This window comes from Vicinamibacterales bacterium, assembly GCA_036496585.1.
Taxonomy (GTDB): domain Bacteria; phylum Acidobacteriota; class Vicinamibacteria; order Vicinamibacterales; family 2-12-FULL-66-21; genus JAICSD01.
Genome location: DASXLB010000017.1, coordinates 16566 through 37071, shown reverse-complemented (window position 1 = coordinate 37071; position 20506 = coordinate 16566). Strand labels below are relative to the sequence as shown.

Sequence of the window (20506 nt, the reverse complement as noted above, 5' to 3'; positions counted from 1 at the left end):
GCTAAACCGCCTGTTCCTGCGGATTGTCGACACCGCGGAGCTTGAACACCGATCCCGGCTCACGCATTTCCTTGAGCGCCTGGAACGTCGCACGCACCACGTTGTGGTGGTTGGCCGAGCCGATCGACTTGGTCAGGACGTTCTGGATGCCGGCCGACTCGACGACCGCGCGGACCGCCCCGCCCGCGATGATCCCGGTCCCGTCGGGCGCCGGCTTGAGCAGCACCTGTCCGGCTCCGAACCGTCCGAGCACCGGGTGCGGCACCGTCGTGCCCTTGAGGGGGACGCGGATCAGCGACTTCTTCGCCGCCTCGATCCCCTTCTTGATCGCCGAAGGCACTTCCTTCGCCTTCCCGACGCCGAAGCCGACCACGCCGTGGCCGTCGCCGACGACGACCAGGGCGCTGAAGCTCAGGTTCTTGCCGCCCTTGACGACCTTGGTGACGCGGCTGATGTTGACCACCGTGTCCTTGAGGTCGAGCTGCGACGCGTCGACTTTTTCTCTCGTTTCGAACATGTAAGTGTCCAGTTTCCTGTTACCAGCTACCAGCTTCCAGCGTTCGGCGAAGCGGGACTCAGAACTCGAGCCCTGCTTCCCGGGCCGCCTCGGCGACCGCCTTGATGCGACCGTGATAGAGGAAGCCACCGCGATCGAACACGACCCGGGTGATGCCCTTCTCCTGCAGCCGCGAGGCGATCGTCTTGCCAAGCGCCTGGGCGCCCTTCAGGTTGCCGCCCTTCGTATCGCTCACGAACATCGGCTTCAGCGACGGCTCGGTGCTGGCCGCCGAGACCAGCGTCGTCCCGCTCATGTCGTCGATGACCTGGGCGTAGATGTGCGACACGCTGCGGAAGACGCGCAGCCGGGGCCGCTCCGGCGTACCGGCGATGCGCTTGCGCTGGCGGAGCGCGATCCGAACTCGGCGGTCTTTCTTGGTCTTGATCTTCATCGTCGTCACCGCCGGACCTCGAGAGCCCGGCCTACATCTTCCTCACCACCGGACCCACACGGTCCGACCTACGCGTATCTGCCGGCCGGGTCTTCAGACCCGCCGCACGAACGCTACTTCGCCCCGGTCTTGCCGGCCTTCTTCTTCAGCACTTCACCGGTGTAGCGGACGCCCTTCTGCTTGTACGGATCCGGCTTGCGCAGCGAACGGATGTCGGCGGCGACCTGTCCGACCAGCTGCCGGTCGATACCGGTGATGGTGACGTGGGTCTGCTTGTCGATCGCGACATCGATGCCGGTCGGCACGTTGAACACCACCGGGTGCGAGTAGCCGAGCGCGAAGTGCACCTGCTTGCCCTTCAGTTCGGCGCGGTAGCCGACTCCAACGATGTCGAGGTCCTTGCGGAAGCCTTCAGTTACGCCCTTGACGGCGTTGGCGACCAGGCTTCGCGCCAAGCCGTGGAACTTGCCGAGAGCGGGATCCTCGCGCAGGGGCTTGGCCTGCAGCTCGTCTCCCGAGAGCTCGAAGCCGATGCCGGGCGGCAGCGCCTGCAGCAGCTTGCCTTTCGGCCCCTGCACTTCGACGGCCCCCTGCTGGACGTTGATTTTCACGCCCTTGGGAACCGCGATCACTTTCTTACCGATTCGAGACATGGTCAGTTACCAGTTCGCAGTTGGCGGTTGGGCGGTTGGCGGCTCGCCGTTACCAGACATTGCAGAGCACCTCGCCGCCGACACCCGCCTTGATCGCGGCCTTGCCGGTCATCACGCCGCGCGAGGTGGTCAGGATCGACGTGCCGAGGCCGGCCAGTACTTCCGGTACTTCGTCGCGGGCGGTGTAGACGCGGCGGCCGGGGCGGCTGACCCGCTGGATCCCGGTGATGACGCGCTCGCCGCGCGGCCCGTACTTGAGGAAGAGGCGCAACGATCCTTGCGGCTCGCCCTCCTTGGGCTCGTTCACCTTGAGGCCCTGGATGTAGCCTTCGCTCTCGAGGATCTTCGCGATCTCGACCTTGAGGCGCGAGAGCGGCATATCGACACGCGGATGACGCGACTGAGTCGCGTTCCGGATGCGGGCGAGCATGTCTGCGATCGGGTCAGTCATAAAAATCAGTATCCAGTTGCCAGTTTGCAGTGCAGTCGGCCGTTACCAGCTGCTCTTCGTCACGCCGGCAATGTCTCCCTCCAGCGCGAGCTTGCGGAAGCAGAGGCGGCACAGGGCGAACTTGCGCAGATAGGCGCGCGGGCGGCCGCAGCGGCGACAGCGGTTGCGCAGCCGGACCTTGAATTTCGGCGACTTCGACTCTTTGGCGATCTTTGCGGTAGTAGCCATGGTTAGTTCGCTCTGAACGGCATGCCGAGAAGCTGCAGCAGCTTGCGCGACTCCTCGTCGGTCTTCGCCGTCGTAATGACCGAGATGTTCATGCCGCGCGCCTTGTCGACCTTCATGTAGTCGATTTCCGGGAACAGCAGCTGATCCTTGAGACCGAGCGTGTAGTTGCCGCGGCCGTCGAAGCCGCGCGCCGACACGCCGCGGAAGTCGCGCACGCGCGGCAGCGCCACCGAGATCAGACGGTCGAGGAATTCCCACATCCGCTCGCCGCGCAGCGTGACCATCGTGCCGATCGGCTGGCCCTTGCGGACCTTGAACTGCGCAATCGATTTCTTGGCGCGCGTCACCACCGGCTTCTGGCCGGTGATCTTGGTCACCTCGTCAGTGCCGGTGTCGATGATCTTGGCGTTCTGCGTGGCCTCGCCGAGGCCCATGTTGACGACCACCTTCTCGATCTTGGGGATCGCCATCACGTTCGTGTAGCCGAACTCCTTCTTGAGCGCCGGTACGACGTCGCTCGCGTATCGCTCTTTCAGGCGGCTCATTTGTCTACGACTCCCTCGCACTTACGGCAGATGCGGACCTTGCGGCCGTCGCCGAGGATCTTGCGGCCGATGCGCGTCGCCTTGCCGCACTCGGGGCAGACGACCTGCACGTTGCTCGCGTGCACCGGCGCCTCACGCTCGATCACCCCGCCCTTGATCTGGCGACCCGGGTTGGGCTTGGTGTGACGCTTGATGATGTTGACGCCTTCGACGACGACGCGGTTCTTGAGCGGCAGGACCTTCAGCACGCGGCCGCGTTTACCGCGGTCCTTGCCGGTCGTCACCAGGACGTTATCGTTCTTCCTGACGGGTGTTTGCAGTCGCGACATAACTTGATTTCCACGAGCCCGCAGGCCAGGCCTAGAGGACCTCCGGCGCGAGCGAGACGATCTTCATGAACTTCCGATCCCGCAGTTCGCGGGCCACCGGGCCGAAGACGCGGGTCCCGATCGGCTCCTTCTGGTCGTTGATCAGCACGGCGGCGTTGCGGTCGAATCGGATGTAGCTGCCGTCCTTGCGGCGCTGCTCCTTGGCCGTGCGTACGATCACGGCCTTGACCACGCTCCCCTTCTTGACGTTCGACTCAGGCGTCGCCTCCTTCACCGAGGCGGTGACGATATCGCCGAGCCGCGCGTAGCGGCCGGTCGAGCCGCCGATCGGGTTGATCACCGCAATCTTCCGCGCGCCGGAATTGTCGGCGACGTCGAGGATCGATCGCATCTGGATCATGGCTAGATCTCCTTCGCCTTCTCGACGATCGAGGTCACCACCCAGCGCTTGCGCGCGCTGAGCGGACGGCTCTCGACGATCGCCACCCGGTCGCCGACCTTGGCCTCGTTCTTCTCGTCGTGCGCGAGGAAGGTCGAGGTCCGCTTCTGTGTCTTGCCGTAGAGCGGGTCGCGCACCTTGCGCTCGATCGCGACCTTGACGGTCTTGTCCATCTTGTCGCTGACCACGACGCCCGTGACGCTAGCCTTCGCACCCATGGCCTACACCGACTCCTTCTCGCGCAGCACCGTCTTGACGCGGGCGCGATCGCGGCGCAGCGTCTTCAGCTTGGCTGCGGCCTCGAGTTGCCCCATCGATTTCTGAATCCGCAGCCGGAACAGCTGGTCGTCGAATTCCTTCTCGCGCTGCCTCAGCTCGTCGGCTCCCAGATCGCGGAACTCGCCGATCTTCATACCGCCTTCTCCTCTGCGAACCGCGTCGCGAACTTGGTCTTGATCGGGATCTTCGCGGACGCCAGCCGCATGGCCTCGCGCGCCTCCTGCTCGGTGACCCCCTCCATCTCGAAGAGGATTCGACCGGGGCGAACGACGCAGACCCACTGCTCAGGCGCGCCCTTGCCCTTGCCCATGCGGGTTTCCTGCGGCTTCTTGGTGATCGGCTTGTCCGGGAACACGCGCACCCAGATCTTGCCGCCGCGCTTGATGAAGCGGGTCATCGCGACGCGCGCCGCCTCGATCTGGCGATCCGTCAGCCAGCACGGCTCGAGCGCCTTCAGCCCGTAGTTGCCGAACGACACGTCCGACCCCCGCCAGGCCTTGCCGGCCATCCGGCCGCGCTGCTGCTTCCGGTATTTCACTTTCTTCGGCATCAACATAGGTGGTTCCTTGCCCTGTCAGCTCTTCGTCCCGACGTCCACTCCCAGGCGTTGCGGATGTCGCGGACGACAACGCAGACGCGGAATCGGCCGTTGGGCCGCCGGGCGCTAGCCGCGAGCTCCTCCGCCGGCCCGGCGAGGCGTCCGATAGTCTTCCTCGCGACCAATGCGGGGAGCGAGTCGCTCGCCCTTGTACAGCCACACCTTGACGCCGATCGCGCCGTAGGTGGTGAAGGCCTGCGCGAAGCCGTAGTCGATGTCGGCGCGCAGCGTCTGCAGCGGCAGCTGGCCGTGCAGATACCACTCCGAGCGGGCGATTTCGGCGCCGTTCAGGCGTCCCGACACGCGCACCTTGATGCCGCGCGCGCCGAAGCGCAGCGCCGATTCCACCGCCTTGCGCATCGCGCGGCGGAACGCGACGCGCTTCTCGAGCTGCATCGCCACCGATTCGCCGATGAGCTGGGCGTCGAGCTCGGGCTTCTGGATCTCCTGGATGTTGATGAACACCTCGCGGTTGGTCCGCTTCTGGATCTCCTGCTTCAGCTTGTCGACCTCCGTCCCCTTGCGGCCGATGATGATGCCCGGACGCGAGGTATAGATGTCGATCTTCAGCTTGTTGGCCGCGCGCTCGATCTCGATCTTGCTGACGCCGGCGTGCGCGAAGCGCTCCTTCAGGCTGTCGCGCAGCTTGAGATCTTCATGCAGCAGCTTCGCGTAGTCCTTGTCGGCGTACCAGCGCGAGCGCCAGGTCTTGTTGAACCCGAGTCTGAAGCCGTGCGGATGGACTTTCTGACCCATTGAAAATCAGTCTCCAGTTACCAGTTACCAGTTAGGCGGTGGCGCGCGCCGCGCGCGTCCGGGGCTTCTTCGCGGGGACGGCCCCCTTCCGGCGAGGACGCGCCGGCTCTTCACCCGGGGTCGCCGCCACCGACACTTTCGACGGCCGTTCCGCCACCTTCACCGTCAGATGCGCGGTCCGCTTGACGACGCGAAAGGCGCGGCCCATCGGAGCCGGGCGGATGCGCTTCTGCGACGGGCCCTGATTGGCGAAGCAGGCCGTCACGTAGAGCCGATCGACGTCGCCGCTGAAGCCATCCTTGCTCTGCGCGTTGGCGATCGCCGAGCGCAGCACCTTCTCGATGTCCTTGGCGATCCCCTTGCGCGCGAAGCGCAGGGTCGCGAGCGCGTGGTTGACGTCGTGGCCGCGGATCAAATCCAGCACCAGCCCGGCCTTCTGCGCCGAGGTGCGCACGTACTTGGCTGTCGCATGCGCTTCGATCGCCATTACGCGCCCGCCTTTCCGGCGCCGGCCGGCGCCGGGGCCGCCACCGCCGCCGCCTTGTCGGCCTTCGTCGTGTGTCCCTTGAACAGCCGCGTCGGCGCGAACTCGCCGAGCTTGTGCCCGACCATGTTCTCGGTGATGTACACCGGGATGAACTTCCTCCCGTTGTGCACCGCCAGCGTGTGCCCGACCATCTCGGGGATGACCGTCGAGCGACGCGACCAGGTCTTGATCACCTTCTTCTCGCCGCCGCGATTCATCACCTCGATCTTCTCGAGGAGCGGGACGTCGACGAAAGGACCCTTCTTGAGTGATCTACCCATGTACTCTCTCCACCACCGACAAATCCGCAGTTCCTGCCGCCAGCCGCCGCCTGCCCACGGCTGGCTACTTCTGTCTCCGCTGCACGATGAACCGATCGGTCCGCTTCGCGTTGCGGGTCTTGTATCCCTTGGTCGGGATACCCCACGGCGTCACCGGGTGGCGGCCTCCCGACGTCTTGCCTTCACCGCCGCCGAGCGGATGGTCGACCGGATTCATCGCGACACCGCGGACATGCGGGCGGATGCCGAGCCACCGGCTGCGGCCGGCCTTGCCGATCGACACGTTCTCGTGATCGAGATTGCCGACCTGGCCGACCGTCGCGTAGCACTCGACGTTGATCTTGCGGGTCTCGCCCGACGGCATCTTCACCGAGGCGTAGTCCCCTTCCTTGGCCACCAGCTGCACGCCCGATCCGGCGCTGCGCGCGATCTGGCCGCCGCGCCCCGGCCGCAGCTCGACGTTGTGGATCAGCGTGCCGAGCGGAATGTTCTTCAGCGGCAGCGCGTTCCCCGGCAGGATGTCGACGCTGTCGCCGGCGATGATCGTCGTCCCGACCGCGAGCCCCACCGGGTGCAGGATGTAGCGCTTCTCGCCATCCGCGTAGGTGAGCAGCGCGATCCGCGCCGACCGGTTCGGGTCGTACTCGACCGTCGACACCGTCGCCGGGATGTCGCGCTTGTCGCGGCGGAAGTCGATCACCCGATAGCTGCGCTTGTGGCCGCCGCCGCGCCACCACGACGTCAACTCGCCGTGATTGTTGCGGCCGCCGGTGCGCTTGAGCGGCTCGACCAGCGGCTTGTGCGGCTCGGTCGCCGTGATCTCGTCGAACGTCTGGACGGTCTGGAAACGGCGTCCCGGCGACGTCGGGTTGTATTTTCTAATCGGCATAGCAATCCGTCGTGCCACTTCCCTGTCCAACCGCCCGATCCCGATACCGGGACCCTGGCGCTGGGCATCGGGACGTGACTACGCGCCCTCCAGGAACTCAGGAATCTTCTCGCCCTCGCGCAGCTTCACGTAGGCCTTCTTCCAGTCGGACCGCTGACCGGAGAAGCGTCCCTGGCGCTTCACCTTGCCGTGCGCAATCGCGGTCCGCACGGCTTCCACCTTCGAGCCGAGCAGCTTCTCGACCGCGCGCTTGATGTCCACCTTCGTCGCGCCGGGCGCCACCTCGAACACCAGCGTGCGTCCGCCTTCGCGGAGCAGCGTGGTCTTCTCGGTGATGAGCGGGCGGCGGATGACGTCTGTCTGCTTCATGTCAGTGTTCCAGCTTTATCGCGTCCGGCTTCCGGCCGTTCAGCCGAGCGACGTCTCCAGCCGCTGCAGGGCGTCGCGCGTCACGATCACCCAGTCGGTGTCCATCACGTCGCGCGCCGTCAGCCGGCCGGTCGCCACCAGCCGCACGCCGGCGATGTTGCGCGCCGAGAGCAGCAGGCCGTCGGCGTGATTGACGTCGATCACCAGCGTCTTGCCCGACGCGCCGAGCGTCTTGAACATCGCCGCCGTCTGCTTGGTCTTCAGGGACCGTGGCGCGGTGTCGGCGCCGCCGAGGCCGAGCGCGTCGACCACCGTCAGCGTGCCGTCGGCGAGCTTGGCGGCGAGCGCCGCGCGCAGCGCCCCCGACTTCACCTTGCGCGGCAGCTGATACTCGTAGCTGCGCGGCTGCGGCCCGAACACGGTGCCCCCCTTGCGCCACAGCGGGTTGCGGATCTCGCCCACCCGCGCGCGGCCGGTGCCCTTCTGGCGCCACGGCTTCTTGCCGGAGCCGCTGACCAGGGCGCGGTTCTTCGTCGCGTGGGTGCCGCGGCGCTCCGCCGCGTTCTCCTGCACGACGGCTTCCCAGATGAGATCGGACTTCACCCGGCCGCCGAATACCGCGTCGTTCAGCTCGAGGCTGCCGACCGTCTCCTTGTTGCTGTTGACCACGTCTATCTTCATCGCATCACCTTGCCGGACCTGAAGGTCCGGCCTACGTCGCAGGCAGGTCCGGCCGACATCGCCTGCAGGCCGGGCTCGACACCCGGCAGACGTTACTTCTTCGGCTTCTTCGCGACCGCGACCTTGGCCGCCTTCTCCACCTGCGGCACGACTTCCTTCTTCGCGGCCACCGCTTTGCGCACCATGACGTAGCTGCCCTCGACTCCCGGCACCGCGCCGCGCACCAGCATCAGATTCTGCTCGCCGTCGATGCGCACGACCTTCAGGTTGCGCACGGTGACGCGGTCGCCGCCCATCCGGCCCGCGGCGCGCATCCCCTTGACGACGCGCGAGGGGAAGGACGACGCGCCGATCGAACCGGGCGCGCGATGGAACATCGAGCCGTGCGTCGCCGCGCCGCCGCGGAAGTTGTGGCGCTTGACGACACCCTGGAAGCCGTGCCCGCGGCTGAGGCCGATGACGTCGACCCGCTCGCCGTCCTTGAACACGCCGCCGACCAGCACCTGGTCGCCGGCCTTGAGCGCCGCCGCCTCACCGCCCGCCACCTGCGTGAATTCGCGGCGGACCCGGCTCGGCGGCACGTTGCCCGCCTTCTTGTAATGGCCGGCGATCGCCTTGTTGACCTTGGCCGGCTTCTCCTCGACCAGGGCGAGCTGGACTGCCTCGTAGCCGTCGCTCTGGGCGTTCTTCGACTGCAGGACGACGCACGGACCCGCCTTGATCACGGTGGCGGGCGTGACCGTGCCGTCCGGCGCGAACACCTGGGTCATCCCAACTTTGCGGCCGATGATTCCGTTGACCATGGCTATTTGTGTTCCTTGCCGAACGCCTTGATCTCGACATCGACACCGGCCGGCAGGTCGAGCTTCATCAGCGCGTCGACCGTCTGCGGCGTCGGTTCGAAGATGTCAATCAGACGCTTGTGGGTGCGCAGCTCGAACTGCTCGCGCGACTTCTTGTCGACGTGCGGCGACCGCAGCACGGTCCACTTGTTCTTCTCGGTCGGCAGTGGAATCGGGCCGGCCAGCCGGGCGCCGGTGCGCCGCGCCGTATCCACGATCTCCGTCGTCGACTGATCCAGCACCCGGTTGTCGTAGGCCTTGAGGCGGATGCGAATCTTGTCGCTAAAGGGTGATGCCATTTCTCGAAATCCTTGTCAGCGTTCGTCTCGACCGGCGGCAACGGCTCGCGTCCTTGAGTGGCGCGGGCCCGTTGCCACCGAAACTAGGTCTTCCCCTGTACCCGCGCCACGACTTCCTCGCTCACGTTGTTGGGCGCCTGCTCGTAGCGATCGAAGTGCATCGAATACGTCGCGCGGCCCTGCGTGCGCGAACGGAGGTCCGTCGCATACCCGAACATTTCCGACAGTGGCACGCGCGCGTTGATGATCTGGGTGCCGCCGCGATCTTCCTGCGACTGGATTTGCCCGCGGCGGCTCGACAGGTTGCCCATCACGTCGCCCATGTGCTCCTTCGGCACGACGACCTCGACGCGCATGACGGGCTCGAGCAGCACCGGCTTCGCTTTCTTGGCGGCGTCCTGGAACGCCATCGAGCCGGCGATCTTGAACGCCATTTCCGACGAGTCGACGTCGTGGGACGAGCCGTCGTACAGCTCGATCCGGACGTCGTCCACCGGATAGCCGGCGAGCACGCCGCGCGTGAGCGCTTCCCGGATCCCTTCCTCGATCGGCTTGATGAACTCCTTCGGAATCGAGCCCTGCGTGGTCTCGTTCTCGAAGATGTAGCCGGTGCCCGGCTCGCCCGGGAAGAGATGAATCTTCACGTGGCCGTACTGGCCGCGGCCGCCGGTCTGCTTGGCGTACTTCATCTCGCCGTCGGCCGGACGGGTCAGCGTTTCCTTGTAGGCCACCTGCGGCTTGCCAACCGTCGCCTCGACGCTGAACTCCCGCTTCAGCCGGTCGACGATGATCTCGAGGTGCAGCTCGCCCATGCCGGCGATGATCACCTGGCCGGTCTGCATGTCGGTCTGGACGTGGAAGGTCGGATCTTCGGCCCGCAGCTTCTGCAGCCCGGCGCCGAGCTTTTCCTGGTCGGCCTTGGTCTTGGGTTCAATCGCCAGCGAGATGACCGGCTTCGGGAAGTCCATCGCCTCGAGCACGATCGGCTTCTTCTCGTCGCAGATCGTGTCGCCCGTCGACACACTCTTCAGCCCGACCGCCGCCGCGATGTCGCCGGCGTAGACTTCCTTGATTTCCTCGCGCTTGTTGGCGTGCATCTTCAGGAGCCGCCCGATGCGCTCGCTCTTCTGCTTGGTCGAGTTGTAGACCGTCGTGCCGGCGGTGAGTACGCCCGAATAGACGCGGATGAAGGTCAGCTGGCCGACGAACGGGTCGGTCATGATCTTGAACCCGAGCGCCGCAAACGGCGCGTCGTCCTTCGCCGGGCGCTCGATGATCGCCTCGGGGCCTTTGTCGGGGTCGAAGCCCTCGATCGCGGGCACGTCGATCGGCGACGGCAGGAAGTCGACGACCGCGTCGAGCAGCAGCTGCACGCCCTTGTTCTTGAACGCCGAGCCGCAAATCACCGGGACGAAGGCTGGCTCCGCCTTGTCGCCCTTGGTGTGCACCGACGAGTTGACGCGCTTGCGCAGCGCGGCCTTGATCTCGTCCTCGGTCACCTCTTCGCCATGGAGATACTTCTCGAGGATCTTGTCGTCCGCCTCGCTGACCTTTTCGATGAGCTGCTCGCGGAAGCGCTTGGCGTCTTCCATCATGTCGGCGGGAATGTCGCCGACGATGAAGTCGGCGCCCATCGTCTCGTCCTTGTAGGTGACCGACTTCATGCGAATGAGGTCGACCACGCCCAGGAACTTGTCCTCGCTGCCGATCGGCAGGTGGAGGGCGACGGGGTTGCCACCGAGCTTGCTGACGATCTGCTCGAACGTCCGCTTGAAGTCCGCGCCGATGCGATCCATCTTGTTGACGAAGCAGATGCGCGGGACGCGGTACTTGTCGGCCTGGCGCCAGACGGTCTCGGACTGCGGCTCGACACCGGCGACCGCGTCGAACACGGCGACGGCGCCGTCGAGCACGCGCAGCGAACGCTCCACTTCGGCGGTGAAGTCGACGTGGCCGGGCGTATCGATGATGTTGATGCGGTGCTCACGCCAGAAGCAGGTCGTCGCCGCCGACGTGATCGTGATGCCGCGCTCCTGTTCCTGCTCCATCCAGTCCATGACCGCCGTCCCCTCGTGGACCTCACCGATCTTGTAGGTGATGCCCGTGTAGAAGAGGATGCGTTCGGTCGTGGTGGTCTTGCCGGCATCGATGTGGGCCATGATGCCGATGTTGCGCGTTTTGGCGAGCGAGGTTTCCCGGGCCATTTCTCAGTTACCAGTCAGCAGTTAAAGTTCGCAGTCGCAGTTCAAAGCCGGCCGTGTCTACCAGCGGTAGTGCGCGAAGGCCTTGTTCGCCTCGGCCATCCGGTGCACGTCTTCGCGCTTCTTCACCGCGCCGCCGCGCAGATTGGCCGCGTCCATCAGCTCGTTGGCCAGCTTCTCGGTCATCGTCTTGCCGTCGCCGCGGTCGCGCGCGAACCCGACCAGCCAGCGGATGCTGAGCGAGAGACGACGGTTCGGATTGACCTCCACCGGCACCTGGTAGTTGCTGCCGCCGACCCGGCGCGACTTCACCTCGAGCGCCGGCTTGACGTTCTCGACCGCCTTCTTGAAGACCTTGAGCGGATCGTCGCCGGTCTTCTCCTGGATGGAGGACATGCTGCCGTACATGATCTTCTCGGCCGTGCTCCGCTTGCCGTCGCTCATCAGCGTGCTGATGAACTTGGTGACCAGCGAGCTGCTGTAGATCGGATCCAACGGAACGTCGCGCTTCGGGATTTCTCTGCGTCTCGGCATATCGTTTTCTTTTCGTGTAGGCCGCTGCTTCTGAGCCCTACGACTTCGGCCTCTTGGCTCCGTACTTCGAACGCCCCTGCTTGCGACCCTGCACGCCGACGGCGTCGAGGGTGCCGCGCACCACGTGGTAGCGCACGCCGGGGAGATCCTTGACGCGGCCGCCGCGAATCAGCACGAGCGAGTGCTCCTGCAGGTTGTGGCCGACGCCGGGGATGTAGGTCGTGACCTCGATCCCGTTGGTCAGACGCACGCGGGCCACCTTGCGCAGCGCCGAGTTCGGCTTCTTCGGCGTCTGTGTGAAGACGCGCACACACACGCCGCGCTTCTGCGGGCTGTTCTGCAGCGCGGGGCTCTTCGTCTTCGTCAGGACCTTCTCGCGTCCCTTGCGCACCAACTGGCTGATCGTCGGCACAGGTACTCCGTCAAAAAAAACACACATCGAAAGAAGGGACGCCCCTTCTTTCAGAGGTTTTGTTGCTCCAGGCCTAGGGCGCCGCATACGCGGCCCGGCACCTGGAACTGACTTACCCTATAAGGTTGAAAGTTGCCCGCCCGGCAATGGGCGAAGCCGTCTGGGATGGGGCTCTAGATAGGGCGTCCTAGAGCCGACCAGAACCTGGGAAATATAACAAACCTCGCCACGGAAGGCAAGCGAACTCAGGGGAAAGGGGCTGGAGCGGCAGGAACGGGGCGGGTGAAGCGACGAGCACAGGACGGGGGCTGGGAGGAGCGGGGGCCCAACCAAGGCCCACCCTTGCCCCCCAGCCCCCTGGTCGCAGCTCAATCCTTGATCTTGTGGGCAACCTCGTGCAGCGCGTCGCCCACCTTCCGGCGGGCTTTTCCGAAGCCTTCCTCGACGTTTCCGGCCGCCTGGTCGGCGATGCCCTCGCCGCGCAGGTCGTCGTCGTCCGTAGCGTTCCCCACGCCTTCCTTGATCTTGCCCTTTAGCTGGTCAACTTTACCGTTGAGTTCGTCTTTGTTCATGCGTCGAACCTCCGCTGACTCTGGTATTCAAACGGCACGACGTCAGCCATATGCGGTGCGAATGGCGTGTTGACACGGGCCGCCGGCTCCTGTACAAGAAAGACAATGCGTCTGGTGGTCTGCGGGGTCTGCTGTTGCTGTTGTTGTCGGGGAGCCGACAGCTTCCAGCCCAGGAGTCCGCACACGCGCTGACGTTTCAGCACCCGAAGGATTCAAACGGCCCGGAAGCCTCATGGTTTCCGGGCCATTTTTTTGTGCACATGACTCTGTTTCCGTTGTTTCTCAAGCTCGAAGGGCGCCGCGTGCTCGTGGTCGGTGGCGGCCCCGTCGCCGCCTCGAAGCTCGCCTCGCTGCGCGCCGCCGGCGCCGACGTGCTGGTCGTGGCGCCGGAGGTCTGTGCGTCGATCCGCGAGACCGACGTCCAGATCGCGCAGCGCCCGTTCGAGGACGCCGATCTGGACACGGCGTGGCTGGTGGTGGCGGCGGCTACGCCGGCCGTCAACGCACGCGTGGCGCGCGCCGCCGAAGAGCGGCAGATCTTCGTGAACGCCGTCGACGATCCGGCAAACGCCTCGGCCTATCTGGGCGGCGTCGTGCGGCGCTCTGGGGTGACGCTGGCCATTTCCACCTCAGGCGAGGCGCCCGCGCTTGCCGGCCTGCTGCGTGAAGGCCTGGATCGGCTGCTGCCCGCCGATCTCGATCGCTGGGGCGAGGCCGCGCGCGACGCCCGGCGCGACTGGAAGGCCGGCCAGGTCCCGATGGCGGACCGGCGGCCCCTGCTGCTCGACGCACTCAACGCGATCTACGACCGTGACGCGGCGTTGACGCCGGCGGCCGGACGCGAGCGGAGAAGCCGATGAGCGGCATCGTGTCGCTGGTCGGCGCCGGCCCGGGCGATCCGTCGCTGCTGACGCGGGCTGCGCTGGCGCGGCTGCGCAAGGCCGACCTCGTGCTGTACGACGCGCTCGTCACGCAGGACGTGCTGCGGCTGGCGCCGCGGGCCCGCCGGTTCCCCGTCGGCAAGCGGGCGCGGCGGCCGAGCATGCGCCAGTCGACGATCAACGCGCTGATGATCCGCGCGGCGAAACGCGGCCAGCGCGTGGTGCGCCTCAAAGGAGGCGATCCCTTCGTGTTCGGCCGCGGCGGCGAGGAGGCGCTCGCCCTGCGCGCAGCCAACATTCCATTCGAGGTCATCCCCGGCGTCACGAGCGCGGTGGCGGCGCCGGCGCTCGCCAACATCCCGTTGACGCACCGCGGCGTGTCGTCGGCGTTCACGGTGATCGCCGGCCACGCGCGCGAGAGCTATGAACCGGTGGTCGCGGCGATTGCGCCGGGCCCGCTGACGCTCGTATTCCTGATGGCGGTGGCGGAACAGCGCGGCATCGCCGAAGCGCTCGTCGTCCGCGGCTGGCCGGCGTCGACGCCGGCGGCGCTCCTCTTTGCCGCGTCACGCGACGAGGCGGAGACGTGGACCGGCACGCTGGCGGATCTGGCCGGCGGCAGGGGCCTCATCGATCGGGAGCGCCCCGGCATGATCGTCGTCGGCGACGTGATCAATGTCCGCGGTCAGCTGGGCTTCCGCGCCACCGACGACGCGATGGACGCCGTGACGGTGCGCCGATGAGCACCGCTCTTCCGATTTCACGTCCATCGGATCTCGGTCATCGGGCATCCGTGCTCGATCTCATCGGTGACACGCCTCTCGTGCGCCTCGAGGCGCTGGAGACCAACGGCTCGCAGATTTACGCGAAGCTCGAATGGCAGAACCCCGGCGGCTCGGTCAAGGATCGCGCCGCGGCCCGGATGATCGTCGAGGGGGAGCGCAGCGGCGCGCTGAGGCCTGGCGGCACGATTCTCGATGCCACGTCGGGAAACACGGGCATCGCTTACGCGATGATCGGCGCGGCGCTGGGCTACCGTGTCCGGCTGTGCGTGCCGGCCAACGTCACGCCGGAACGGCTCCGCATGCTGCGGGCGTTCGGCGCCGATCTGGTGCTCACCGATCCGATGGACGGCTCGGACGGTGCCATCCGCGAGGCGCGCGCCATCCACCAGCGCGAACCGCACCTGTTCTATCCCGACCAGTACAACAACGAGGCCAACTGGCGCGCCCACTACGACACGACGGGCCTCGAGATCTGGCGTCAGACCGAGGGCGCGGTCACCCACTTCGTGGCCGGCCTCGGCACGAGCGGCACTTTTACCGGCACGACCCGCCGGCTGCGCGTTCTGAATCCGGCCCTCAAGGCCTACTCGGTGCAGCCAGACGGGCCGCTGCACGGCATCGAAGGCCTGAAGCACATGGCCACCTCGATCGTCCCGGGGATCTACGACGAGCGGCTCGCCGATGAAGACCTGCGCATCGCCACGGAAGACGCGCACGCGATGACGCGCCGGCTCGCCGCCGACCTCGGCTGGTTCGCCGGCATTTCGAGCGGCGCGGTCGCGGTCGCCGCGGCGCGGCTCGCCTCGCAGCATCCGGGGGCCGTCGTCGTCACCATCTTCCCGGATGGCGGCGCCCGCTATCTGTCGGAACCCTTCTGGAGCGAGGCGCGATGAGCGAGCAGCGAGCGGCGGCGACGGTGTCGAGAACCGGGGTGCAGCTGAGCGGACGCGTGCTGGACGCGATCCGGCGTCACGCGGCGGATGCCTATCCCCACGAATGCTGCGGCGCGCTGATCGGCGCTGCCGCGGGCGACGACCTCGTCGAGATCGTCGACGCCAAGGCGCTGGACAACGTCACCGACGAAGGTCCGCGACGCCGCTTCCGCGTCAGTCCTGCCGACTACCGGCAGTCCGAGGCGCGCGCGCGCGAGCTCGGCGCCGAGCTGGTCGGCTTCTATCACTCGCATCCGGATCATCCGGCGCAGCCGTCGCAGTACGACCTCGATCACGCGTGGCCGAACTTCAGCTACGTGATCGTCGCCGTCGCCCAGGCCACGCCGGGCGACCTGCGCTCGTGGCGCCTGCGTCCGGATCGCTCGCAGTTCGACGAGGAGACCGTGCTATGACCCCGATTCTGATTCCCACGCCGCTGCGCGCCTACACCGGCAAGCAGGACACGGTCCGTGTGCCGGGGGCGACAATCGGCGAAGCGCTCGCCGCCCTGACCACCGAGTTCGGCGACCTCCGGCAGCACCTCTTCAACGCCGAGGGCAGGCTGCGCAGCTTCGTCAACATCTATGTCAACGACGAAGACATCCGCTATCTGCAGAAGGAAGCGACGCCGCTCAAGCCCGGCGACACCGTCAGCATCGTCCCGTCGGTGGCCGGAGGCTCCGGCGCCGCCGCGCCGGCGGCGAGCGCGGAGCTGACGCCGGAGGAGATCAAGCGGTACAGCCGTCACCTGATCCTGCCCGAGGTCGGCCTCGCCGGACAGCAGAAGCTGAAGGCCGCGAAGGTGCTGCTCATCGGCGCCGGCGGCCTCGGCTCCCCGGCCGGTCTGTATCTGGCGGCCGCCGGCGTCGGCCGCGTCGGGATCGTCGACTTCGACGCCGTGGATTTCAGCAACCTGCAGCGCCAGATCCTGCACGGCACTGCCGATGTGGGGCGCTCGAAGCTGCACTCGGCGGCCGACCGGCTGCGCGCGATCAACCCGGCGATCGAGATCGACACCTACGAAACGGCGCTGACCTCGAAGAACGCGCTCGACCTGTTCAAGGACTACGACGTCATCCTCGACGGCACCGACAACTTTCCGACGCGATATCTGGTCAACGACGCCTGTGTGCTGCTGCGCAAACCGAACGCCTACGGCAGCATCTTCCGGTTCGAGGGGCAGGCCTCGGTGTTCGGCGTTCCCGGCGGTCCCTGCTACCGCTGCCTGTACCCCGAGCCGCCACCGCCCGGGCTCGTGCCCAGCTGCGCCGAAGGGGGCGTGCTCGGCGTGCTGCCTGGGGTGATCGGCACCATCCAGGCGACCGAGGCGATCAAGCTCATTCTGGGCGTTGGACAGACGCTCAGCGGCCGGCTGTTGCTCTACGACGCGTTCAACATGCGCTTCCGCGAGCTGAAGCTGCGGCGCGATCCGGCGTGCCCGGTGTGCGGGGATCACCCGACAGTCACGGCGCTCATCGACTACGACCAGTTTTGCGGGGTCGCCCCGACGGGAGCGGCGTCGGTCCCGGAGACGACGTCAGCGGAGCTGAAGGCGCGGATCGATCGCGGCGACCGCCCGTTCATCCTCGACGTGCGCGAGCCCAATGAATTCCAGATCTGCCGCATCCCCGGCTCGACGCTGATTCCGCTCGGCGAGCTGCCGCGCCGCCTCGACGAGCTGCCGCAGGGCCCTGGAGCTCCCGACATCGTCGTCCACTGCAAGATGGGCGGCCGCAGCGCCAAGGCAGTGCGGACCCTGACTGAAAAGGGATTCACGCGCGTGCAGAACCTCAAGGGCGGCATCCTCGACTGGATCGACACGATCGATCCGACGCAGACGAAGTACTAGAAGCCGGGCTCGTCGGCCGGGTCGTCGGACCCGGCAGCGCCGGTGGGAGAACCTCGATGTCAGTAGTGGACGATCCGAAGACCTACGGCCGCGCGCGACTGAGCTTCGCGAGCGAAGCCGACATCGACGAGTTCGCGTCGGTGCTGGGGCAATTCGAGCGCGGTGAGATTGGCCCCGATCAGTGGCGCGGGTTCCGGTTGCTGCGCGGCACCTACGGGCAGCGCCAGGCGGAGGACGCGCAGATGCTGCGGGTGAAGATCCCGCAGGGCGTGCTCACCGGACCGCAGCTGGAGGCGCTCGCCGACGTCGCCGATCGCTACTCGCGCGGCTTCGGCCACATCACCACACGCCAGAACATCCAGTTCCATTTCGTGAAGCTGCACGACGCCGAGCCGGCGATGCGGCGGCTCGCCGACGACGGGTTGACGACGCGCGAGGCCTGCGGCAACTCTGTCAGGAACATCACCTCCTGCCCGTACGCCGGCGTCGCCGACGATGAGCTGTTCGATGTCACGCCGTATGCCGAGGCGCTGACGCGCTACCTGTTGCGCCATCCGTTGAGCTCGAAGCTGCCGCGCAAGTTCAAGATCGGCTTCGAAGGCTGCGCCGAGGATCACACCAAGGTCGCGATCAACGACCTCGGCTTCCGAGCCACCGCCTCGGAAGACGGCGCGCGCGGTTTCCGCGTCACGGTGGCGGGCGGCACCGCCATTCTGTGCCGCACCGGCGCGGTGATCCACGAATTCATCCCGACCGGCGAGATCTACGACGTCGCCGACGCGGTGATGCGGGTGTTCGCCGAGTTTGGCGACTACCAGCACCGCCAGCGCAACCGCTTGAAGTTCCTGGTCAAGAGCATGGGCTGGGATCGCTGGCTCGAGGAATACCGGCGCGCGCTCGCCGGCGTCCGCGCCGAGCCCCGCCGGGCTCGCCCGTTCGACGCGGATCACGCCGAAATCGAAGCGCCGCCGGACTGGCCGGCCCCCCAGGCGCCTGACCCCGTCGCGATCGAGGCGCGAGCCAACGCGGCCCATCTGCGCGGCGCCGGCACCCGCCCGTCGCTGCTGCCGATCACCAACGACTCGGAAGAGCGCTGGCTGCGCACCAACGTGCGGCCGCAGAAGCAGCGCGGCTACGCCATGGCGATCGTGACGATTCCGCTCGGCGATCTCACGGCGCCGCAGTTCCGGATCGTCGCCGATCTCGCGGCGGCCTACGGGGACGGTAGCGTGCGCGTCACGGTCGAACAGAACCTCATCATCCGCTGGGTGAAAATGGACCGGCTCCACGACTTGTACGTGGCGCTCGACGCGGCCCGGCTCTCCCACTCAGGGCTCGGCACGATCGCCGACGTCGTCAGTTGCCCCGGCGCCGAGACCTGCCGGATCGCGGTCACCCAGTCACGTGGCCTCGGGCATCTTCTCGGCGAGCACCTGCGCGCCAACCCCGAACTGGCGGCGGCAGCCGGCCCCGGTGACATCAAGATCAGTGGCTGCCCGAACGGATGCGGACAGCATCACATCTCGGCGATTGGTTTCCAGGGCAGTATCCGGAAGCTCGGCGCGAGAGCCGTCCCCCAGTACTTCGTCATGGTCGGGGGCGGCGTCGACACCGACGGAGCCGCGTTCGGCCGCATCGCGGCCAAGATCCCGGCGCGCCGCGCGCCCGAAGCGGTCGAACGCCTGATCGCGCTCTATCGTGCCGAACGCCGCGACCGCGAGCTCCTCTCGGATTACTTCCGCCGCGCCGATGCCGTCCGGGTCAAGCAGGTGCTGGCGGATCTCGAGAGCCTGAGCGACGCCACCGCGCGCCCCGAGGACTTCATCGACCTCGCCGAGGATCAGGAGTTCGCGCCGGTGATCCTCGACGGCGAGTGCAGCGCGTAACGCGACGGTCATCGCCGATAGCCGCTGCAGGCCGCATCTGCAGTTCCGGCTCGCGCGGCCGCATATAATGCGGCGGATGTTCCTCGCCGAACCTCGCAGGCCGGGCCGTCAGGTCCAGGGAGAGCCATGCCGAAACTGATCGAGAAGCCGACGGTCATCGACTGCGTCGGTACCAAGCCGAAGCAGATTCAGGAATATGCGGGCCGGGTGAATTCGGGCCATGCGGGTGTCAGTGTGGCGCGGATGATCTCGCCGAGCGGATGGGAAGAGCCGGGCCAGCGGCCGGAGTTCGAGGAGATCACCGTCGTGCTGAAGGGCACGCTGCGCGTCCAACACGAGAACGGCGTACTCGAGGTAGGAGCGGGCCAGGGGATCGTCACCAGTCCAGGCGAGTGGGTTCGTTACAGCACGCCTGGACCGGATGGTGCGGAATACGTCGCCGTGTGCCTGCCGGCGTTTTCGCCGACGACGGTCCACCGCGACGAGTAGCGCGGAAGGAGGCCCGACCCGGAGGGTCATCTCCAGAGCCCGGCCTCCAGCTTCGCTGCCTACTTGACGGTCAGGGCGTTGTTCACGCTCTTGACGCCGGTCGTCTTCTCCACCAGCTCCCCGATTCTCGCCCGATCGGCGCCGGTCGGCACGGCGCCCCCGATGGTCACGACGCCGTTCTTTGTCGAGACGTCAATCGACCTTCCGCGCGCGGCGGTATCCGACATCAGGCGCGTCTTCACGGCGGTGGTGATGGAGGCGTCGCTGATCGCATCACCCGTCTTCTTCGCCGCGTCTTCGCTCTTGTCGGCGGCGCTCCGCCCCTTCTCGGCGGCGTCATCCTTGACGACGACCTTGCTGTCGTCGGTCTTGATCGCGACCGCTCCGGAATCATCCTTCACCGCGACGCCGTCGTGCCCGCTGGTGCCAGCGGCAACGCCGACCGTCAGGTTGTTCTGGACGCTTTTCACGCCGGTCGTCTTCTCCACCAGCCGGCCGATGCGGGCCTTGTCGGTCGCGGTCGGCACGCTGCCGGCGATCGTGACGACGCCGCTCTTGGTGTCGACGTCGATCTTGTTGGCGCGGCCAGCCTTGTCCTTCATCAGCCGCGTTTTGACCTCGGTCGTGATCGACGTATCGGTCACGGCCTTGCCGGTCTTCTGTGCGGCTTTCTCGGTCTTGTCGGCGGCCTGCTTCGATTTCTCGCCAGCGTCGTCCTTGACGACGACGGTCGTTTCCTTGGGTTTGTCCTGAACGGGCGGTCTCGCGAATGCGGTCCCGGCGACCGACCACGCCGCGACCGTCGCGGCAACGATGAACGTCTTCCTCATGTACGAAGTTCCCCCTTGCT

The 20506-nt window shown here is 66.8% G+C and carries 30 protein-coding genes and 2 pseudogenes; 8 read left to right on the top strand and 24 right to left on the bottom strand.

Going from position 1 to position 20506, the window contains the following annotated elements; genetic code table 11:
* Position 1: 1 nt before the first annotated feature.
* The 23 genes and pseudogenes from rpsE to VGI12_05250 form a co-directional block, all read right to left on the bottom strand.
* Complete coding sequence (gene rpsE, locus VGI12_05360) at positions 2–517, bottom strand: 30S ribosomal protein S5 (GenBank protein ID HEY2432084.1); 516 nt, start codon at positions 515–517, stop codon at positions 2–4.
* Positions 518–575: 58 nt separating this feature from the next.
* A complete protein-coding gene (gene rplR, locus VGI12_05355; GenBank protein HEY2432083.1) occupies positions 576–944 on the bottom strand; it encodes a 50S ribosomal protein L18 in 369 nt (122 codons plus the stop codon).
* 119 nt (positions 945–1063) lie between these two features.
* Positions 1064–1603, bottom strand: coding sequence for a 50S ribosomal protein L6 (gene rplF / locus VGI12_05350; protein ID HEY2432082.1), 540 nt, complete (start codon positions 1601–1603; stop codon positions 1064–1066).
* A gap of 49 nt (positions 1604–1652) precedes the next feature.
* Entirely contained in the window at positions 1653–2060 is a 408-nt protein-coding gene (rpsH, locus tag VGI12_05345; protein HEY2432081.1) for a 30S ribosomal protein S8, read from the bottom strand.
* Positions 2061–2096: 36 nt separating this feature from the next.
* On the bottom strand, positions 2097–2282 hold the full coding sequence (locus VGI12_05340; protein ID HEY2432080.1) for a type Z 30S ribosomal protein S14: 186 nt from the start codon (positions 2280–2282) through the stop codon (positions 2097–2099).
* A 2-nt stretch (positions 2283–2284) separates the two neighbouring features.
* Positions 2285–2827: a 50S ribosomal protein L5 gene (rplE, locus tag VGI12_05335; protein HEY2432079.1), complete on the bottom strand. Its 543-nt coding sequence runs from the start codon at positions 2825–2827 to the stop codon at positions 2285–2287.
* Positions 2824–3156, bottom strand: coding sequence for a 50S ribosomal protein L24 (gene rplX / locus VGI12_05330; GenBank protein ID HEY2432078.1), 333 nt, complete (start codon positions 3154–3156; stop codon positions 2824–2826). Before rplX ends, rplE begins: the two co-directional genes overlap by 4 nt.
* Positions 3157–3187: 31 nt before the next feature.
* Positions 3188–3556 carry a 50S ribosomal protein L14 gene (gene rplN, locus VGI12_05325; GenBank protein HEY2432077.1) on the bottom strand — a complete coding sequence of 123 codons (369 nt, stop codon included), beginning with the start codon at positions 3554–3556 and terminating at the stop codon, positions 3188–3190.
* Between the two features lie 2 nt (positions 3557–3558).
* Positions 3559–3813 carry a 30S ribosomal protein S17 gene (gene rpsQ / locus VGI12_05320; protein ID HEY2432076.1) on the bottom strand — a complete coding sequence of 85 codons (255 nt, stop codon included), beginning with the start codon at positions 3811–3813 and terminating at the stop codon, positions 3559–3561.
* A gap of 3 nt (positions 3814–3816) precedes the next feature.
* Positions 3817–4008 (bottom strand): 50S ribosomal protein L29, encoded by a 192-nt coding sequence (gene rpmC / locus VGI12_05315; GenBank protein HEY2432075.1) that lies wholly within the window; start codon positions 4006–4008, stop codon positions 3817–3819.
* A complete protein-coding gene (gene rplP, locus VGI12_05310; GenBank protein HEY2432074.1) occupies positions 4005–4430 on the bottom strand; it encodes a 50S ribosomal protein L16 in 426 nt (141 codons plus the stop codon). The genes rpmC and rplP overlap by 4 nt, the downstream gene beginning before the upstream one ends.
* Positions 4431–4538: 108 nt before the next feature.
* A complete protein-coding gene (gene rpsC, locus VGI12_05305) occupies positions 4539–5228 on the bottom strand; it encodes a 30S ribosomal protein S3 (GenBank protein ID HEY2432073.1) in 690 nt (229 codons plus the stop codon).
* A 145-nt stretch (positions 5229–5373) separates the two neighbouring features.
* Positions 5374–5715: pseudogene (gene rplV, locus VGI12_05300) on the bottom strand (50S ribosomal protein L22).
* The gene (rpsS, locus tag VGI12_05295; protein ID HEY2432072.1) at positions 5715–6035 is read right to left on the bottom strand and encodes a 30S ribosomal protein S19; all 321 of its coding nucleotides are present in this window, start codon (positions 6033–6035) and stop codon (positions 5715–5717) included. The pseudogene rplV and the gene rpsS overlap by 1 nt, the downstream one beginning before the upstream one ends.
* Positions 6036–6099: 64 nt before the next feature.
* Positions 6100–6924, bottom strand: a complete 825-nt coding sequence (gene rplB, locus VGI12_05290; GenBank protein ID HEY2432071.1) for a 50S ribosomal protein L2 — start codon at positions 6922–6924, stop codon at positions 6100–6102.
* 78 nt (positions 6925–7002) lie between these two features.
* Positions 7003–7293, bottom strand: coding sequence for a 50S ribosomal protein L23 (locus VGI12_05285; GenBank protein HEY2432070.1), 291 nt, complete (start codon positions 7291–7293; stop codon positions 7003–7005).
* Positions 7294–7332: 39 nt separating this feature from the next.
* Entirely contained in the window at positions 7333–7974 is a 642-nt protein-coding gene (gene rplD, locus VGI12_05280; protein HEY2432069.1) for a 50S ribosomal protein L4, read from the bottom strand.
* Between the two features lie 92 nt (positions 7975–8066).
* On the bottom strand, positions 8067–8777 hold the full coding sequence (rplC, locus tag VGI12_05275; protein ID HEY2432068.1) for a 50S ribosomal protein L3: 711 nt from the start codon (positions 8775–8777) through the stop codon (positions 8067–8069).
* A 2-nt stretch (positions 8778–8779) separates the two neighbouring features.
* A complete protein-coding gene (gene rpsJ, locus VGI12_05270; protein HEY2432067.1) occupies positions 8780–9115 on the bottom strand; it encodes a 30S ribosomal protein S10 in 336 nt (111 codons plus the stop codon).
* A gap of 83 nt (positions 9116–9198) precedes the next feature.
* Positions 9199–11319: an elongation factor G gene (gene fusA / locus VGI12_05265; protein HEY2432066.1), complete on the bottom strand. Its 2121-nt coding sequence runs from the start codon at positions 11317–11319 to the stop codon at positions 9199–9201.
* A 57-nt stretch (positions 11320–11376) separates the two neighbouring features.
* On the bottom strand, positions 11377–11850 hold the full coding sequence (gene rpsG / locus VGI12_05260; protein HEY2432065.1) for a 30S ribosomal protein S7: 474 nt from the start codon (positions 11848–11850) through the stop codon (positions 11377–11379).
* Positions 11851–11887: 37 nt separating this feature from the next.
* The gene (gene rpsL / locus VGI12_05255) at positions 11888–12262 is read right to left on the bottom strand and encodes a 30S ribosomal protein S12 (GenBank protein ID HEY2432064.1); all 375 of its coding nucleotides are present in this window, start codon (positions 12260–12262) and stop codon (positions 11888–11890) included.
* A gap of 368 nt (positions 12263–12630) precedes the next feature.
* On the bottom strand, positions 12631–12834 hold the full coding sequence (locus VGI12_05250; GenBank protein ID HEY2432063.1) for a CsbD family protein: 204 nt from the start codon (positions 12832–12834) through the stop codon (positions 12631–12633).
* Positions 12835–13094: 260 nt separating this feature from the next.
* Between VGI12_05250 and VGI12_05245 the strand changes: the two genes are divergently transcribed.
* The 8 genes and pseudogenes from VGI12_05245 to VGI12_05210 all read left to right on the top strand — a co-directional run bounded on the left by VGI12_05245 (position 13095) and on the right by VGI12_05210 (position 19656).
* Positions 13095–13694: a bifunctional precorrin-2 dehydrogenase/sirohydrochlorin ferrochelatase gene (locus VGI12_05245; protein HEY2432062.1), complete on the top strand. Its 600-nt coding sequence runs from the start codon at positions 13095–13097 to the stop codon at positions 13692–13694.
* On the top strand, positions 13691–14458 hold the full coding sequence (cobA, locus tag VGI12_05240) for a uroporphyrinogen-III C-methyltransferase (protein HEY2432061.1): 768 nt from the start codon (positions 13691–13693) through the stop codon (positions 14456–14458). Before VGI12_05245 ends, cobA begins: the two co-directional genes overlap by 4 nt.
* The gene (locus VGI12_05235) at positions 14455–15393 is read left to right on the top strand and encodes a pyridoxal-phosphate dependent enzyme (GenBank protein HEY2432060.1); all 939 of its coding nucleotides are present in this window, start codon (positions 14455–14457) and stop codon (positions 15391–15393) included. Before cobA ends, VGI12_05235 begins: the two co-directional genes overlap by 4 nt.
* Complete coding sequence (locus VGI12_05230) at positions 15390–15845, top strand: M67 family metallopeptidase (protein HEY2432059.1); 456 nt, start codon at positions 15390–15392, stop codon at positions 15843–15845. The genes VGI12_05235 and VGI12_05230 overlap by 4 nt, the downstream gene beginning before the upstream one ends.
* Positions 15842–16099: pseudogene (locus tag VGI12_05225) on the top strand (MoaD/ThiS family protein). The gene VGI12_05230 and the pseudogene VGI12_05225 overlap by 4 nt, the downstream one beginning before the upstream one ends.
* Positions 16100–17281: a molybdopterin-synthase adenylyltransferase MoeB gene (gene moeB / locus VGI12_05220; protein HEY2432058.1), complete on the top strand. Its 1182-nt coding sequence runs from the start codon at positions 16100–16102 to the stop codon at positions 17279–17281. It abuts the pseudogene before it with no gap.
* Positions 17282–17337: 56 nt separating this feature from the next.
* Positions 17338–19167 carry a nitrite/sulfite reductase gene (locus VGI12_05215; GenBank protein HEY2432057.1) on the top strand — a complete coding sequence of 610 codons (1830 nt, stop codon included), beginning with the start codon at positions 17338–17340 and terminating at the stop codon, positions 19165–19167.
* A gap of 126 nt (positions 19168–19293) precedes the next feature.
* On the top strand, positions 19294–19656 hold the full coding sequence (locus VGI12_05210) for a cupin domain-containing protein (GenBank protein HEY2432056.1): 363 nt from the start codon (positions 19294–19296) through the stop codon (positions 19654–19656).
* A 59-nt stretch (positions 19657–19715) separates the two neighbouring features.
* Here the strand turns inward: VGI12_05210 and VGI12_05205 are convergent, their stop codons facing one another.
* Positions 19716–20486 carry a BON domain-containing protein gene (locus VGI12_05205; protein HEY2432055.1) on the bottom strand — a complete coding sequence of 257 codons (771 nt, stop codon included), beginning with the start codon at positions 20484–20486 and terminating at the stop codon, positions 19716–19718.
* Positions 20487–20506: the final 20 nt, after the last annotated feature.

Excerpts from the sequence above, each read along its gene's own strand:
- VGI12_05285 (HEY2432070.1), bottom strand. The coding sequence starts at position 7,293 with ATGAAGCAGACAGACGTCATCCGCCGCCCGCTCATCACCGAGAAGACC.
- rpsJ (HEY2432067.1), bottom strand. The coding sequence starts at position 9,115 with ATGGCATCACCCTTTAGCGACAAGATTCGCATCCGCCTCAAGGCCTAC.
- rplE (HEY2432079.1), bottom strand. The coding sequence starts at position 2,827 with ATGAGCCGCCTGAAAGAGCGATACGCGAGCGACGTCGTACCGGCGCTC.
- rplX (HEY2432078.1), bottom strand. The coding sequence starts at position 3,156 with ATGTCGCGACTGCAAACACCCGTCAGGAAGAACGATAACGTCCTGGTG.
- rpsC (HEY2432073.1), bottom strand. The coding sequence starts at position 5,228 with ATGGGTCAGAAAGTCCATCCGCACGGCTTCAGACTCGGGTTCAACAAG.
- rpsE (HEY2432084.1), bottom strand. The coding sequence starts at position 517 with ATGTTCGAAACGAGAGAAAAAGTCGACGCGTCGCAGCTCGACCTCAAG.
- rplB (HEY2432071.1), bottom strand. The coding sequence starts at position 6,924 with ATGCCGATTAGAAAATACAACCCGACGTCGCCGGGACGCCGTTTCCAG.
- VGI12_05215 (HEY2432057.1), top strand. The coding sequence starts at position 17,338 with ATGTCAGTAGTGGACGATCCGAAGACCTACGGCCGCGCGCGACTGAGC.
- rplP (HEY2432074.1), bottom strand. The coding sequence starts at position 4,430 with ATGTTGATGCCGAAGAAAGTGAAATACCGGAAGCAGCAGCGCGGCCGG.
- VGI12_05245 (HEY2432062.1), top strand. The coding sequence starts at position 13,095 with ATGACTCTGTTTCCGTTGTTTCTCAAGCTCGAAGGGCGCCGCGTGCTC.
- VGI12_05230 (HEY2432059.1), top strand. The coding sequence starts at position 15,390 with ATGAGCGAGCAGCGAGCGGCGGCGACGGTGTCGAGAACCGGGGTGCAG.
- cobA (HEY2432061.1), top strand. The coding sequence starts at position 13,691 with ATGAGCGGCATCGTGTCGCTGGTCGGCGCCGGCCCGGGCGATCCGTCG.
- VGI12_05235 (HEY2432060.1), top strand. The coding sequence starts at position 14,455 with ATGAGCACCGCTCTTCCGATTTCACGTCCATCGGATCTCGGTCATCGG.
- VGI12_05250 (HEY2432063.1), bottom strand. The coding sequence starts at position 12,834 with ATGAACAAAGACGAACTCAACGGTAAAGTTGACCAGCTAAAGGGCAAG.
- rplN (HEY2432077.1), bottom strand. The coding sequence starts at position 3,556 with ATGATCCAGATGCGATCGATCCTCGACGTCGCCGACAATTCCGGCGCG.
- rplC (HEY2432068.1), bottom strand. The coding sequence starts at position 8,777 with ATGGTCAACGGAATCATCGGCCGCAAAGTTGGGATGACCCAGGTGTTC.
- fusA (HEY2432066.1), bottom strand. The coding sequence starts at position 11,319 with ATGGCCCGGGAAACCTCGCTCGCCAAAACGCGCAACATCGGCATCATG.
- rpsQ (HEY2432076.1), bottom strand. The coding sequence starts at position 3,813 with ATGGGTGCGAAGGCTAGCGTCACGGGCGTCGTGGTCAGCGACAAGATG.
- rpmC (HEY2432075.1), bottom strand. The coding sequence starts at position 4,008 with ATGAAGATCGGCGAGTTCCGCGATCTGGGAGCCGACGAGCTGAGGCAG.
- rplF (HEY2432082.1), bottom strand. The coding sequence starts at position 1,603 with ATGTCTCGAATCGGTAAGAAAGTGATCGCGGTTCCCAAGGGCGTGAAA.
- rpsG (HEY2432065.1), bottom strand. The coding sequence starts at position 11,850 with ATGCCGAGACGCAGAGAAATCCCGAAGCGCGACGTTCCGTTGGATCCG.
- VGI12_05340 (HEY2432080.1), bottom strand. The coding sequence starts at position 2,282 with ATGGCTACTACCGCAAAGATCGCCAAAGAGTCGAAGTCGCCGAAATTC.
- rplD (HEY2432069.1), bottom strand. The coding sequence starts at position 7,974 with ATGAAGATAGACGTGGTCAACAGCAACAAGGAGACGGTCGGCAGCCTC.
- VGI12_05210 (HEY2432056.1), top strand. The coding sequence starts at position 19,294 with ATGCCGAAACTGATCGAGAAGCCGACGGTCATCGACTGCGTCGGTACC.
- VGI12_05205 (HEY2432055.1), bottom strand. The coding sequence starts at position 20,486 with ATGAGGAAGACGTTCATCGTTGCCGCGACGGTCGCGGCGTGGTCGGTC.
- rpsS (HEY2432072.1), bottom strand. The coding sequence starts at position 6,035 with ATGGGTAGATCACTCAAGAAGGGTCCTTTCGTCGACGTCCCGCTCCTC.